The sequence below is a fragment of the Lysobacterales bacterium genome, assembly GCA_019634735.1.
Classification (GTDB): Bacteria; Pseudomonadota; Gammaproteobacteria; order Xanthomonadales; family UBA2363; genus Pseudofulvimonas.
In genome coordinates this window covers 39,177-51,773 of the sequence record JAHCAT010000003.1, presented here as the reverse complement: position 1 = coordinate 51,773, position 12,597 = coordinate 39,177, and the positions used below count along the sequence as shown (strand labels likewise).

13 protein-coding genes are annotated in these 12,597 nt (G+C 70.6%); 8 read left to right on the top strand and 5 right to left on the bottom strand.

Features of this window, described 5'->3' with window-relative positions:
• Window positions 1–101 precede the first annotated feature (101 nt).
• The 4 genes from KF823_04160 (at window position 102) to KF823_04145 (ending at window position 2,699) form a co-directional block, all read left to right on the top strand.
• Window positions 102–956, top strand: a complete 855-nt coding sequence (locus KF823_04160; protein ID MBX3725091.1) for a pirin family protein — start codon at window positions 102–104, stop codon at window positions 954–956.
• Between the two features lie 50 nt (window positions 957–1,006).
• Window positions 1,007–1,507: a C40 family peptidase gene (locus KF823_04155; GenBank protein MBX3725090.1), complete on the top strand. Its 501-nt coding sequence runs from the start codon at window positions 1,007–1,009 to the stop codon at window positions 1,505–1,507.
• 641 nt (window positions 1,508–2,148) lie between these two features.
• Window positions 2,149–2,331, top strand: coding sequence for a DUF2061 domain-containing protein (locus tag KF823_04150; protein MBX3725089.1), 183 nt, complete (start codon window positions 2,149–2,151; stop codon window positions 2,329–2,331).
• Window positions 2,332–2,525: 194 nt separating this feature from the next.
• Window positions 2,526–2,699, top strand: coding sequence for a DUF1328 domain-containing protein (locus tag KF823_04145; GenBank protein MBX3725088.1), 174 nt, complete (start codon window positions 2,526–2,528; stop codon window positions 2,697–2,699).
• Window positions 2,700–2,931: 232 nt separating this feature from the next.
• On the opposite strand, the gene KF823_04140 is transcribed toward KF823_04145, so the two are convergent.
• The 4 genes from KF823_04140 to KF823_04125 are packed head-to-tail and all read right to left on the bottom strand — an operon-like array spanning window position 2,932 to window position 8,117.
• Window positions 2,932–4,311 carry a sigma-54-dependent Fis family transcriptional regulator gene (locus KF823_04140; protein MBX3725087.1) on the bottom strand — a complete coding sequence of 460 codons (1,380 nt, stop codon included), beginning with the start codon at window positions 4,309–4,311 and terminating at the stop codon, window positions 2,932–2,934.
• Complete coding sequence (locus KF823_04135; GenBank protein MBX3725086.1) at window positions 4,308–5,897, bottom strand: response regulator; 1,590 nt, start codon at window positions 5,895–5,897, stop codon at window positions 4,308–4,310. Before KF823_04135 ends, KF823_04140 begins: the two co-directional genes overlap by 4 nt.
• A complete protein-coding gene (locus tag KF823_04130) occupies window positions 5,875–6,318 on the bottom strand; it encodes a response regulator (GenBank protein MBX3725085.1) in 444 nt (147 codons plus the stop codon). Before KF823_04130 ends, KF823_04135 begins: the two co-directional genes overlap by 23 nt.
• A complete protein-coding gene (locus KF823_04125; protein ID MBX3725084.1) occupies window positions 6,315–8,117 on the bottom strand; it encodes a CHASE3 domain-containing protein in 1,803 nt (600 codons plus the stop codon). Before KF823_04125 ends, KF823_04130 begins: the two co-directional genes overlap by 4 nt.
• A 441-nt stretch (window positions 8,118–8,558) precedes the next feature.
• Between KF823_04125 and KF823_04120 the strand changes: the two genes are divergently transcribed.
• The 3 genes from KF823_04120 (at window position 8,559) to KF823_04110 (ending at window position 9,448) form a co-directional block, all read left to right on the top strand.
• Window positions 8,559–8,723, top strand: coding sequence for a DUF1328 domain-containing protein (locus KF823_04120; GenBank protein MBX3725083.1), 165 nt, complete (start codon window positions 8,559–8,561; stop codon window positions 8,721–8,723).
• Between the two features lie 73 nt (window positions 8,724–8,796).
• Window positions 8,797–9,237 (top strand): PA2169 family four-helix-bundle protein, encoded by a 441-nt coding sequence (locus KF823_04115; protein ID MBX3725082.1) that lies wholly within the window; start codon window positions 8,797–8,799, stop codon window positions 9,235–9,237.
• Between the two features lie 10 nt (window positions 9,238–9,247).
• Window positions 9,248–9,448: a CsbD family protein gene (locus KF823_04110; protein MBX3725081.1), complete on the top strand. Its 201-nt coding sequence runs from the start codon at window positions 9,248–9,250 to the stop codon at window positions 9,446–9,448.
• Window positions 9,449–9,512: 64 nt separating this feature from the next.
• On the opposite strand, the gene KF823_04105 is transcribed toward KF823_04110, so the two are convergent.
• Window positions 9,513–10,829: an MFS transporter gene (locus KF823_04105; protein MBX3725080.1), complete on the bottom strand. Its 1,317-nt coding sequence runs from the start codon at window positions 10,827–10,829 to the stop codon at window positions 9,513–9,515.
• 346 nt (window positions 10,830–11,175) lie between these two features.
• Between KF823_04105 and KF823_04100 the strand changes: the two genes are divergently transcribed.
• The gene (locus KF823_04100; protein MBX3725079.1) at window positions 11,176–12,564 is read left to right on the top strand and encodes an MBL fold metallo-hydrolase; all 1,389 of its coding nucleotides are present in this window, start codon (window positions 11,176–11,178) and stop codon (window positions 12,562–12,564) included.
• The last annotated feature ends 33 nt before the right edge of the window (window positions 12,565–12,597 follow it).

Here is a 12,597-nt window from a genome sequence, read left to right as displayed (position 1 = left end):
ATACGCACTTTTCAATGAAGTGAATAGACCTATCATCGCGGTACCCACCCGGGGCGAGGGCCAGACAAGGCCTCGCCCCCCCCCCGACAGGAGATCCGCGAATGACCCCTTCGACCGCCCCGCTTCGCCGCATCGGCTACGTCATGGACGGCCGCGCCGCCGAGGATGGCGGCGGCGTCAAGCTGACCCGCGTGCTGGATCCGCGCACCGCGCGGCTGACCGATCCCTTCCTGCTGTTCGACGAGTTCCGCTCGGACGACGCGGCCGACTGGATCGCCGGCTTCCCGCCGCATCCGCATCGTGGCTTCGAAACGGTCACCTACATGCTGGCCGGACGCATGCGCCACGGCGACAACAAGGGCAACACCGGCGACCTGGGGCCGGGCAGCCTGCAGTGGATGACCGCGGCGCGCGGCATCGTCCACGAGGAGATGCCGCAGCAGGAGGACGGCCTGATGTGGGGCTACCAGCTCTGGGTCAACCTGCCGGCCAGCGAGAAGATGGCCGAGCCCGGCTACCAGGACATCGCCGCCGAACGCATTCCGGAGGTGGCGCTGCAGGGCGGCGGTCGGGTCAGGGTGCTGGCTGGCCGCTTCGGCGAAACCGAAGGGCCGGTCGGCGCGCGGCCGACGCAGCCGGTGTACCTGGACATCAGCCTTCCCCCGGGCGAGGCGCTGCGCTGGACGCCGCCGGCCGGCCATACGGTGCTGGTGCACGGCGTCAGCGGCCAGTTCGCGCTGGGCGGCGAAGCGCAGGCGATGCCGGCGCGCCGGCTTGCCGTGCTGACCGGAGAGGGCGACGTGCTGATCCGCGCCGATGCCCAGGCCGGGGCCCGTGCGCTGGTCATCGCCGGTCGGCCGCTGCGCGAGCCGGTGGCGCACTACGGCCCGTTCGTGATGAACACCGATGAGGAGCTGCGCCAGGCCGTCGCGGACTACCAGGCCGGCCTGTTCTGAACACCGGACCGGCTTGACCGGGCGGCGGCCGGCGCCGATGCTCGCCGGCGATGACCGCCGCCCGGATCCTGGCACTGCTGATGCTCGCCCTGCTCGCCGCCTGCGGCCGCGCGCCGGTGCGCGACGCCCCCGGAATGCCGGTGGGCCTTGCCCGAGGCGATGCCGAGCGCCTGGCCCAGAGCGTCACCATCGGCGCCCTGGGCCTGGTCGGGACGCCTTACCGTTACGGCGGCAACACGCCAGCCGGGGGTTTCGATTGCAGTGGACTGATCGGCCATGTCTACCGGGAGGGTGCCGGCCTGGCGCTGCCGCGGACGGTGGCCGGTCTGGCCGAGTCGGCGGGACCTGAAGTCCCTGCCCGACGGATGCGCAGCGGCGACCTGGTGTTCTTCTCGACCTCCCGACGGCGGCCCGACCATGCCGGCATCTACGTGGGCGAGGGCCGCTTCGTGCATGCGCCGAGCAGCGGCGGCACGGTGCGTCTGGACCGCCTGGATGCCCCCTACTGGCGCGATCGCCTGCAACTGGTCCGGCGGCCGCTGGGACGCTAGCTGTCCGCCTGTAGCCCGGGCGAGCGGCCTATCGCCGGGCGCGATGCGCGATGCGCGGGGACCGGGGACCGGGGACCGGGGACCGGGGACTTGGGACTCGGGACTTGGGACTCGGGACTTGGGACTCGGGACTTGGGACTCGGGACTCGGGAACGGGGACCGGGAACGGGGACCGGGAACGGCGACCGGGACGGGGACCGGGACCGGGACCGGGTACGGGACCGGCCACGGGGAACCGGAACCGGAACCGGAATCGGAACGGGAACGGGAACGGGAACGGGGACGGGGGACCGGGGACAGGCGTTCATGGAGCGGCGTTCGGGGTTCGGGGTTTGCGGCTTGGGGCTTGGGGTTCGGGAAGCGGAGCGCGATCTGTTTGCTTCTCCCTCCGGAACCGGATTGGCGTCGTCTCTCAGCCACCGCCGCAGCCAGGCCCGCCCGCCGCCAGATGCATGCCCCCGGCGCGACGACACCGCACTTCTGCGGAGCAGCTCAAGTCCGGGGGAGAGCAGCCTGAAGCGCGTTCCGCTCGCCCAGCGTCCGCCTGCCGACACCACGCCTGTCGGCCGACCCCGGCTTGCTTCCTGCCCTGCCCCAGTCACCCTCTTGACGCATGAATGCGAATGGTTATCATTCCTTTCATGCGCAAGACCCTGTCATTCGCTGTCGTGCACTTCCTGGTGGCCTTCACGGTGGGCTGGCTGCTGACCGGGAGTCTGGTTCTCGGAGGGGCACTGGCGCTGATCGAGCCGCTGGCCAACACCCTGGCGTTCCATTTCCACGAAAAGGCCTGGCAGCGCTGGGGCGGGCAGAAAGCACTGTGAGCCGCAGCATGATGCCGGTGCAGTCTGCACGACGTGCGGTGCATTCTGCGCCGCCCGAGCCGCCATTTCGACCGGACCCGATCCCGGCAAGACCCGTACTCACAGGGACTTAGCGTATCCTCTGGCGTGACCGCTGCTTGGCATGGCAGTTGCGCTGCAACACGGGATTCCATCACTGCCCTGCAGGTCCCGCCATGTTGAAAGCTGCCCTGTTCTTCCTGCTCGTCGCCCTGATCGCCGGCGCCCTCGGCTTCACCGGCGTTGCCGGCGCTTCGATGGGCATCGCCAAGCTCATCTTCTTCCTGTTCATCGCCCTGGCCGTGATCGCCTTCATCCTGTTGCTGATGGGCGTCAAGGCATTGTTCTAGGGGGAAGCCGGATCAAGCCACTGCCGGCTTGAACGGACTGGCGCGCGTCCGGCACGGGGCCGGACGCGGCTCCGCCGAACCGATCGCTTGCGCGTTTACCTGGGCGCGCCGACCTTCCCTGGCTGGCGAAAAGGCTGACTCGGTCAGGACTGGCTGGGGCAGCATCTCTGCTGACGACGCTTGGCGAAGGCCGTCTGGGTCGCATTGGAGTTCGGGCCCCGGCGGGGCTGACTTACAGGCCCCAGCGCTTGCGCTTGCGGTACAGCGTGGAGCTGTCGATGCCCAGGGTGCGCGAAGCGGCCTCCAGCGACTCGCTGGTCCCCAGCACCGCCTCGATGTGCGCCTGCTCGAGCTGCTCCAGGGTCACCTGATCGCCCGCGCGCGGCCGGACCGCATCGCCGGCGCCGCCGCCCGCGGCTTCGGCCAGGCCCAGGTCGCCGACCTCGACCTCCTCGCCACGCGCCAGGATCGAGGCGCGCTCGATGACGTTCTGCAGCTCCCGGATGTTGCCCGGCCAGGGATAGGCGCGCAGCGCGCGCGTGGCCGCCTGCGAGAAGCCGCGGGCCGGCCTGCGGTATTCAGCGGCGAAACGCGCCAGGAAGCGCTGCGCCAGCGGCTCGACATCCTCGGCATGCTCGCGCAGCGGCGGCAGCTCGACGGTGATCACGTTGAGCCGGTAGAGCAGGTCCTCGCGGAAGCTGCCCTCGGCGACCATCGCCTTGAGGTCGCGATTGGTGGCCGCCAGCATCCGGACATCGGCCTTGCGGGTGACCGGATCGCCGACCCGCTCGAACTCGCGGTCCTGGATGAAGCGCAGCAGGCGGGGTTGCAGGGCCAGTGGAAAGTCGCCGATCTCGTCGAAGAACAAGGTGCCGCCGTCGGCCTGGTCGACCCGGCCCAGCTTGTTCTCGCTGGCGCCGGTGAAGGCGCCGCGGACGTGGCCGAACAGCTCGCTGGCGATCAGCTCGCCGGACAGGCCGGGGCAGTTGATGGTCACGAAGGCCTCGTCGCTGCGCCGGCTCCAGCCATGGATGGCACGCGCCAGCACGCCCTTGCCGGTGCCGCTCTCGCCCAGGATCAGCACCGAGGCGTCGGTGTCGGCGACCTGGCGGGCCAGCTCCAGCACGCGCTGCATGGCCGGCGCAACACTGGCCGGCTCGATCTCTCCGGCGCCGCCTGCACCCGACTGCTCCAGGGCGGCGACCCGGCGCGCCAGGGCACTGGCTTCGGCCTGGCGGGCGGCGCTGCCGAGCAGCAGCTCGGCCGGACAGGGCTTGATCAGGTAGTCGCTGGCGCCCAGTTGCATGGCCTTGACCACCAGGGGCACGGCGTCCTCGCCGGTGACCATGACCACGCGCATCCAGGGTGCCTGCTGGCGCAGACGCGGCAGCAGGTCCAGGCCGCTCTCGGTGCCGATGTTCTGGTCCAGGAAGCACAGGTCGAACACGCCCTCGGCCAGCTTGCGCTCGGCCGCCGCCGGATCGGTCGCGGTGGCGACCCGGTAGCCGGCGTCCTCCAGCGTCATGCGGAATCCGCGCAGCACGTTGCGGTCATCGTCGACCAGCAGGATCCGGGTGCGCTGTCCCGCCGCGCTCGATTTCGCCTGACTCATCTGTTCTCCTTGTTTCGCGCCGGCGGTGCGCCCGGCTCGGTGGGCGCCACGCCGGCCGCGCTCAACGCGCGCACCACGGCACCGGCAGTGAGTGGCGCGCCCAGCACCGCGGCGACCTTGCCCAGGGCCGGATCGGCAACCACCCGGCTGCTGCCGGCAAGCAATACCAGAGGCAGGTCGGGAAAGGCCGAACGCAGGCTGTCTACCCGCTCGACCACCCCGGCATCGTGCTCGATCATCGCCGCCACAGCGCCCTCGCCCTGCTCAGGCGGCACCGCCTGGTAGCCGAACAGCTCGAGGATATCGGTGAGGTCGCGGCACAGGTCCTCGTCGCTGCAGGCGATCACGACCCGGCCGCCGACGGCGTCGTGGGCACCGGTCGACGCGTCTTGCGCGGTGCTGCCGGTATCGCGCTGCAGCGGCAGGTAGAGATCGAAGCGGGTGCCGCCGCCCGGCCGGCTGTCGACCCGGATGTGACCCTGATGGCTGTCGACGAATCGGCGACAGGACACCAGTCCCAGACCGTTGCCGGTGGGCTTGGTGGTGAAGAAGGGCGTGAACAGGCGGGCGACGGTATCGGCATCCATGCCGGTCCCGGTGTCGGCGACCGAAAGGTGCAACCAGGCGCCGGCCGTCGGGGCGGCATCGTCGAAGAAGCCCGGCGAAGGCTGGAAGCGGCGGGCCGCCAGGGTCAGGCGTCCGCCCTCGGGCATCGCCTGGACCGCGTTGAGCGCCAGGTTGAGCAGGCACTGCTGCAACTCGACGCTGTTGCCGGCCAGGGCCAGGCCGGGGTCGTCGCTCTGCACCGAGAGTTCGACGCGGGTCGGCAACGACGGTCGCAACAGCATCGCCACGGCATCGAGCATGGCGGGCACGTTGATGGTGCGCGCCTGGCCGCCGTCGCCGGCACGCTCGCCGCCGCGCGCCAGGTCCATCATCCGGCCGACCATCTCCAGACCCTGCCAGGCGCAGTCACGAACCAGAGCGCACATGCGCACCGCCTCGGGCTCGGTGACCCGGCCCTCGATCAGGTCGACCGCCAGCAGGACCGGCTGCAGGGTGTTGCGCAGGTCGTGACCCAGGCTGCCGGCCAGGATCGCCAGCGTCTCGAAGCGTTGCGCGCGGACCAGTTCGGCTTCGGCCTGGTCGCGGGCGCGCCGCTCCGCGGCCTCGGCGACGGCACGGCGTACCGCCGCCGCCAGGCGTGCCATCGCATGCTTGAGGATGTAGTCGGTGGCGCCGCCGCGCAGGGCCTCGATCGCCACATCCTCGCCGAGCGTGCCGGATACGAACACGAAGGGCGTGCGCTGGTCGCGGGCCCGCAGCAGCGCCAGTGCCTCGTGACCGGAGAACCCCGGCAGGCTGAGATCGGACAGCACGATGTCCGGCCCGAAACCGTCCAGCGCCGCCTGGTAGGCTTCGCGCTGGTCGACCACCTGGGCGCTCACGCTCAGGCCATCCTCGGCCAGCCGGTCCAGGACCAGCTCGGCGTCGAGCGGATCGTCCTCGACCACCAGCACGCGGATGGCGTCGACGCCAGGCTGTCGTTCGCCGGTCTCCCGCTCAGTCAGCGATGGCTGGTTCATTGAGCACCGCCCAGAAGTGACCGAGGGTCTGCACGGCTTCGAAGAACTGGCGCACGTCGACGGGCTTGACCACGTAGGCGTTCACGCCCAGGTCCCAGCTGCGCACCAGGTCGCTCTCCTCGCGGGAGGAGGACAGGATCACCACCGGGATGTGGCGCAGCTTCTCGTCCTCGCGCATCGCCCGCAACACCTCCAGGCCGTCCATGCGCGGCATCTTGATATCCAGCAGAACCACCGCCGGATCACCCTTGGGGCGCCCGGCGTAGGCACCCTCGCGGCGCAACCAGTCCAGGGCGTCGGCGCCATCCACGGCGTGCGCGACCGGGTTCGCCAGGCGCGCCTCGCGCAGGGCGTCGAGCGCCAGCTCCGCGTCCAGCGGGTTGTCCTCGGCGAGGAGGATGGTCCTGATCTTGCTGCTCACGGCGTCGCTTCTCCGGTGTCGACTGCCGGTCGCTCCGGCAGGCTGAAATGAAAGGTGGCGCCGGCGCCGGCGCTGGACTCCGCCCAGACCCGTCCGCCGTGGCGGTTGACGATCCGCCGCACGTTGGCCAGTCCGATGCCGGTACCCTCGAACTGCTCGGCCGGGTGCAGGCGCTGGAACACGCCGAACAGCTTGTCGACGTAGGCCATGTCGAAACCGACGCCGTTGTCGGCGACCGTGAACACGTGCTCGGCGGCGGCGGCATCGAAGGCGTGCGAGACGCGGATGCGCGCCTGGTCCTCCTTGGCCGTGTACTTCAGGGCGTTGCCGAGCAGATTCTGCCAGACCAGGCGGAGCATTCCTGAATCACCCTGAACCCGGCCGAGCGGCATCACCTGCCAGGCGATCCGCCGCCCGGCCTGTTCCGGGGCCAGCATGCCCCGCACTTCCGCGACCAGGGCGTCCATGTCGACCGGCTCGGCGCCGATCCGGGTCCGGCCCAGGCGCGAGTAGACCAGCAGGTCGTCGATCAGGCGGCCCATGCGCGCGGCCGAGTCGGTGATCACCCGCATGTAATGGCGCGCCCGGTCGCCCTCGGGCAGGTCGAGGGCCTTCTCCAGCTTGTCGGCGAAGGCGCCGATGTGGCGCAGCGGCGCGCGCAGGTCGTGCGATACCGAGTAGCTGAAGGCCTCCAGTTCACGGTTGCTTTCGGTGACATCCGCCACCTGGGACTCCAGGCGCTCGTTGAGCTCGCGGATCTGGCGCTCGGCCTGGCGCACAGCGCTGACGTCGGCAGCGGTGAGCAACAGGTTGACATCGTTGCCGGCCACGCCAGTCACCCGGCTGGCGTTGACCAGGACGTCGCGCTCGCCGGAGGGGGTTTTCTGGTGCATCTCGTGGTCCCAGAGCTCGCGGCCCAGGTAACGCACGTCGCGAAGTTTCTGCAGAAGGCCTGCCTCGTCCCAGGCGCCATCGCCGATCTCGGCCAGCGGTCTGCCCAGGAGATCGCCGCCGGACGGCGCGTAGACCATGGCGAAGGCCGGGTTGTGCTGGAGCACGCGCAGTTCGCCATCGAGCAGGGCGATCGGCTTGCGGATGGTGTTGAACACCAGCTCGGCACGCCGCTGGGCGTCGCGCGACTGCTGCTCGAGCTCCGTGCGTTGGCTGCGCTGGCGAGCCGCCAGGCCGACCACCAGGCTCAGGAACAGCAGCTGCAACGCGGCAAAGCCGCTGATCGACCAGGTGAATCGGTCGCGGCGACGATCGGAGACCTTCTGCCGCTGCACCATCACCGCCGCTTCGGCATTCGTGAGCTGCTCCATCAGGCCACGCAGCTGCACCATCCCGGCAGTGGAAGCCAGCAGCTCACGGGCCATGTGCAGATCGCCGCTACCCACGTAGTCGAGGACGCGGTTGGCATCCGCGCGCCGGGATTCCAGCAGCACCCGGATCTCGGCCACCCGGGCGGACTGTTCGGGGTTGTCGCTGACCAGCGCTTGCAGATCGGCGATTCCCTCGAACTGCTGCCGTCGGGCCTCGGCGATCTGCTCGCGCAGTTCGTTGCGCTCGGGGTTGATGGTGAGCCAGACCAGCGCCCGGTCGGAATCCCGGACCGCCGAAGCCACCTCGGCGATCCGTCCGCTGACCGTCGAGGAATGCGATACCCAGTCGACCGCGACCAGGGTCTCCGAGAGCAGCCGCTGGTTGAGCCACCAGGGCACCACCACCACGGCGGCGACGGCGAGCAACTGCATCAGCAGCGGCCAGCCTCCGCGGGTCAATCGTTGCAGCCTCGTCATGGTCTTCGCAGGTCCCTGGCTGGTCCGGCCGCCCCTGCGATCACCCCGGCCGGATGCGGGGTGGGCTGCCCGCAGGGACAGTGCGGAAAGACCGCGGAACGATAGCCGTTTTCTGGAAAAACAGGAACTGCGTCGGCTGCCTCACTTCCGCGGGACACGATCCGCCACGGCCACCCGTGTCGCCACCAGGCATGGCCGATGCCGCCAGCGCGGCGCGAATCCGGGGACCGCCCTGGCTGCAGGCTGCAAGACGCGACCTCGCCCGTCTTGCATTCTGCCCCGATCGCGCGTCCCTGCGCGCCGCGCGGCAGTCGCACAGTTGCCCGGAAAGCCAGGCGCGCCAAGGAGTTCGGCCGATCCAGGCGAAGCTGGCACGGCACTTGCCGAACCTGCCCTGCACGGATGGCCACCGCCGATCCGGCCCAACCAAGGAGAGCTGCCATGCTTCATTACGCCCTCGTGTTCCTCGTGGTCGCCCTGATCGCCGCCGCCCTCGGCTTCGGTGGCCTGGCCGGCGCCGCCGCCGGCATCGCCAAGATCCTGTTCTTCGTGTTCCTGGTCCTGTTCGTCGCCTCGCTGCTGTTCGGCGGCCTGCGACGAGGTTGAGGCGCCACGCACCCCTCCCCTTCGGCGCGCACCCCCGTGCGCGCCGTTTTCATTGCCACCCTAGGAGAACGTCATGACCGACAACGCCAACCTGCTCAACGACCTGGTCCAGGTGACCCGCGACAGCAAGGAGTTCTACGAGGACGTCGCCCGGGAGACCACCGACCCCCGCCTGCGCGACGTGTTCACCCGCATGGCCGGGGCCAAGGCCGGCCTGATCGGCGCGCTGTCCGCCAAGGTCATCAACCTGGGCGAGACCCCGGCCGACGGCGGCACCGTCGCCGGCACCCTGCGCAAGGCCTACGCCGATGTCCGCGCCACCTTCAGCAGCAATGACGACAAGGTCTACGTCGGCCAGCTCGAAGAGACCGAGGACCGCATCCTCGAGCATTTCGAGGACGCGCTCACCAAGACCGACTCGCCGGAGGTGCGCGCGGCGCTGGCCCAGCACCTGCCCAAGGTGCGCGCCTGCCACGACGAGATGCGCGACCTCAAGAAGGCGATGGACGCCTGAGGACGCCGACATGACAGCGCCCGACCGCATCGCCGGGCAATGGCAGGACCTCCGCGGCCGGCTCCGCGATACCTGGGGCCGGCTGACCGAGGACGACCTCGCCGTCGAAAACGGCAATCGCGACTACGTGGTCGCCAAGGTCCAGGCGTGCTACGGCTACAGCCGCGAGGAGGCGGAATCACTCGTGAGGGACTTCGAGCACACGCTCTGAGTCGGATTGCAGGGCGGCCACCCCCCGGGCCGCCCTTTTTTTGCCGCGCGCGCCTGTGCGCGCTTCAGGCCGGCTGACGGGCGGCACGATGGCCGCGTTGCGGATCGACGCGCGCCAGCAATACCAGCCCGAGAAGGAAATACGCACCGGTCGCGATCATCGCCAGCCGGTGGTTGCCGCCGCTGGTCCAGCTCACCACGCCGTAGCCGACCGGCCCCAGGATCATCGCCAGGCGCACCGCCAGGCTCCACAGTCCGAACACCTCGCCCTCGCGCTCGGGCGGGCACAGGTAGCCGACCAGGGCGCGTCCCACCGACTGCGATGCGCCCATGCACAGGCCTGCGATGTTCGCCGCGGTCCAGACCGCCCAGCTCGCCTGGGTCGCGGAGAACAGGCCCACCGCCAGCAGCCAGCCGAGCAGGCTCGCGGCCAGGGCGGCACGGTGGCCGACGCGGTCCTGCAGGGCGCCGAACGCGAAGGCGCCGACCGCCGCGCTGACGTTCACGACCAGGATCAGGGTGATGCTCTGCGCCTGGCTGAAGCCCAGCGCCTGGGTGGTGAAGATCGCCGCCACGGTAATCACCGTGGCGACCCCGGACTGGTAGACGACGATGCACACCAGCAATCTGCGCAGGTCGACCAGGCCCCGGCTTCCGGCCAGGGCCTGGCGCAGCCGGTGCCCGGCCTCGGCCAGCAGACCGCGACCCTGGCCCGGCGGCTGCGGGCGCGCCCGCTCGCGCAACAGCAGCAGGGTCGGCAGGGCGGCCAGGCCGAACATTGCGGCGGTGATCAGCAAGGTCTGCGGAACGGCCGTGGCCAGGCTGACGCCGCGCTGCGGCGCGGACTGGATCCACCACAGGCAGACCGCCAGCACCAGCAGCCCGCCGACATAGCCGAACGCCCAGCCGTAGCCGGACAGGCGGCCCATGCCCTGGTCCGTGGCCAGCTCCGGCAGGAAGGCTGCGACCACCCCCTCGCCGATGCTGTAGGCGTAGTTGGACAGCACCACCAGGGCGACCGCCAGGGCGATGTCGCCGGGGCCGCAGGCAGCCAGCCCGGCCGTGGCCATCACGCAGACCAGGGTGCTCGCCACCAGCACGGGGCGTTTGCCGGCACGCAGGTCGACCCATACGCCCAGCACGGGCGCGGTCAGCATCACCAGCAGGTAGGACAGCGACAGCGACACGGTCCAGGCCAGGGTGGCCCAGTCGGCGCCGGCAGCGATGGTGGCCACGAACCAGGCATTGAACACCGCGGTGATCACCACCGTGGTGTAGCCGGAGTTGGCGAAGTCGTAGCTGGCCCAGGCCAGCAACTCGCGGCGCCGCACCGGCGGCAGGTCTCCGGGATGCTGACGACGCAGGGGCGGGAGCTGGCGCATGCGGTGTCCGGTTGCCGGCGACAGGGACCGGCCCGCGGCAAGGCTAGCAGCCCGCCGAAGGACGACCGATCCGGCCGCAGTTGGAGACCCCCCGCGCCTTGGCTGGCTGCAACCCCGGCATGTCGACCGCATGCGGAAGCCGCCAGGCCCTGCGGACCTCCATCGCCGCAGCCTGCCGGCCGACGCTCGACCGCAAGCGGGCCCGGGCGATCCTGGCCGGCGCAGCCGGTGCCTGGCGCGACAGGAGCCGCGATGCGCAACCGGCAGTTCGGGCGCGCGACACGCCCGGACCCCGGCTGCCGCCGGACTCCGCGCCGCTCCGGGCCGGCACGCTATGCTCGTCGCCATGGAACTCACCTTCTGCGGCGCCGCCGGCGAGGTCACCGGCTCCTGCCACCACCTTCGGGTCGGCAACCGGCAGGTCCTGCTCGACTGCGGCCTGTACCAGGGCGGGCGCGAGGACGAGCTGCGCAATGCGGTCGGCTTCCCGTTCGATCCACGGGCGATCGATGCCGTCCTGCTCAGCCATGCCCATCTGGATCACTGCGGTCGCCTTCCGATGCTGTGGCGAGGCGGTTTCCGCGGACCGATATACAGCCATCCGGCCAGCATCGACCTGGTGCGGATCCTGCTGCGCGATGCCGCGCACCTGCAGCAGGCCGATACCGAACGCGAAAACCGCAGGCGCGCGCGTCGCGGCGACCGCCCCGTGAAGCCGTTGTTCGAACTGGCCGATGTGGAGCAGGTCCTCGACCTGATGCGGCCCCTGATGTTCGGCGAGCCCAGCGAGATCGTGCCGGGCATCGCGCTGACGCTGCATGGCGCCGGGCACATCCTGGGCGCGGCCAGCCTGGCGCTGGACCTGGGCGAAGGCAGCCGCCGCCGCAGACTGGTCTACAGCGGCGACATCGGATCGGACGGCAGCGGCCTGCTGCCCGACCCGGAGCCGCCGGCGGCCGCCGACCTGGTGCTGATGGAAAGCACCTATGGAGATCGCAGCCACCGCTCGCGCGAGGCCACCCTGGACGAGATCGAGGAGGTGCTCGACCTGGCCTGGCAGGGCGGAGGCAACCTGCTGGTGCCCTCCTTCGCGATCGGTCGCGCCCAGGAGCTGCTGATGCTGTTCGCAGCCAATTTCCAGCGCTGGCGGCTGGACCGCTGGCGGATCTTCCTGGACAGCCCGATGGCGATCGAGGCGACCCGTGTGCACGACCGCCACACCGGTCTGTTCAGCGAGTCCGCGCGGCGCCTGCTCGACCATCGCGACCTGCCCGACCTGCTGCCCAACCTGCACCTGACCGAACGTGCCGAGCAATCGATCCGGCTCAACGCGGTCAAGCGCGGCGCCCTGATCATCGCCGGCAGCGGCATGTGCAATGGCGGCCGCATCCTGCATCACCTGCGCCACAACCTCTGGCGCCGCGAGTGCCATGTGATGATCATCGGCTACCAGAGCGCCGGCACGCTCGGGCGCAAGCTGGTCGACGGCAGCCAGTTCGTGCGCATCTACGGCGAGGACGTGCGCGTGGCCGCCACCGTGCATACGGTCGGCGGCCTGTCGGCGCATGCCGGCCAGGACGGCCTGCTGGCCTGGTACCAGGCGATCGGCGGCCGTCCTCCGGTGCAGCTGGTGCATGGCGAGAAGCGCGGCCGAGAAGGCCTTGCCACCGCGTTGCGCGAGCGGCTGGGCGTCGTCGCCGGCCTGCCCGACTACGGCGACCGCCTCACCGTCTAGTCTGCGCTACCCACCGACGCGGGGTGCCCGTCC

Bases quoted from the DNA above. Each gene is read 5' to 3' on its own strand.
- KF823_04160 (MBX3725091.1), top strand. From the start codon at position 102: ATGACCCCTTCGACCGCCCCGCTTCGCCGCATCGGCTACGTCATGGAC.
- KF823_04155 (MBX3725090.1), top strand. From the start codon at position 1,007: ATGACCGCCGCCCGGATCCTGGCACTGCTGATGCTCGCCCTGCTCGCC.
- KF823_04150 (MBX3725089.1), top strand. From the start codon at position 2,149: ATGCGCAAGACCCTGTCATTCGCTGTCGTGCACTTCCTGGTGGCCTTC.
- KF823_04145 (MBX3725088.1), top strand. From the start codon at position 2,526: ATGTTGAAAGCTGCCCTGTTCTTCCTGCTCGTCGCCCTGATCGCCGGC.
- KF823_04140 (MBX3725087.1), bottom strand. From the start codon at position 4,311: ATGAGTCAGGCGAAATCGAGCGCGGCGGGACAGCGCACCCGGATCCTG.
- KF823_04135 (MBX3725086.1), bottom strand. From the start codon at position 5,897: ATGAACCAGCCATCGCTGACTGAGCGGGAGACCGGCGAACGACAGCCT.
- KF823_04125 (MBX3725084.1), bottom strand. From the start codon at position 8,117: ATGACGAGGCTGCAACGATTGACCCGCGGAGGCTGGCCGCTGCTGATG.
- KF823_04120 (MBX3725083.1), top strand. From the start codon at position 8,559: ATGCTTCATTACGCCCTCGTGTTCCTCGTGGTCGCCCTGATCGCCGCC.
- KF823_04115 (MBX3725082.1), top strand. From the start codon at position 8,797: ATGACCGACAACGCCAACCTGCTCAACGACCTGGTCCAGGTGACCCGC.
- KF823_04110 (MBX3725081.1), top strand. From the start codon at position 9,248: ATGACAGCGCCCGACCGCATCGCCGGGCAATGGCAGGACCTCCGCGGC.
- KF823_04105 (MBX3725080.1), bottom strand. From the start codon at position 10,829: ATGCGCCAGCTCCCGCCCCTGCGTCGTCAGCATCCCGGAGACCTGCCG.
- KF823_04100 (MBX3725079.1), top strand. From the start codon at position 11,176: ATGGAACTCACCTTCTGCGGCGCCGCCGGCGAGGTCACCGGCTCCTGC.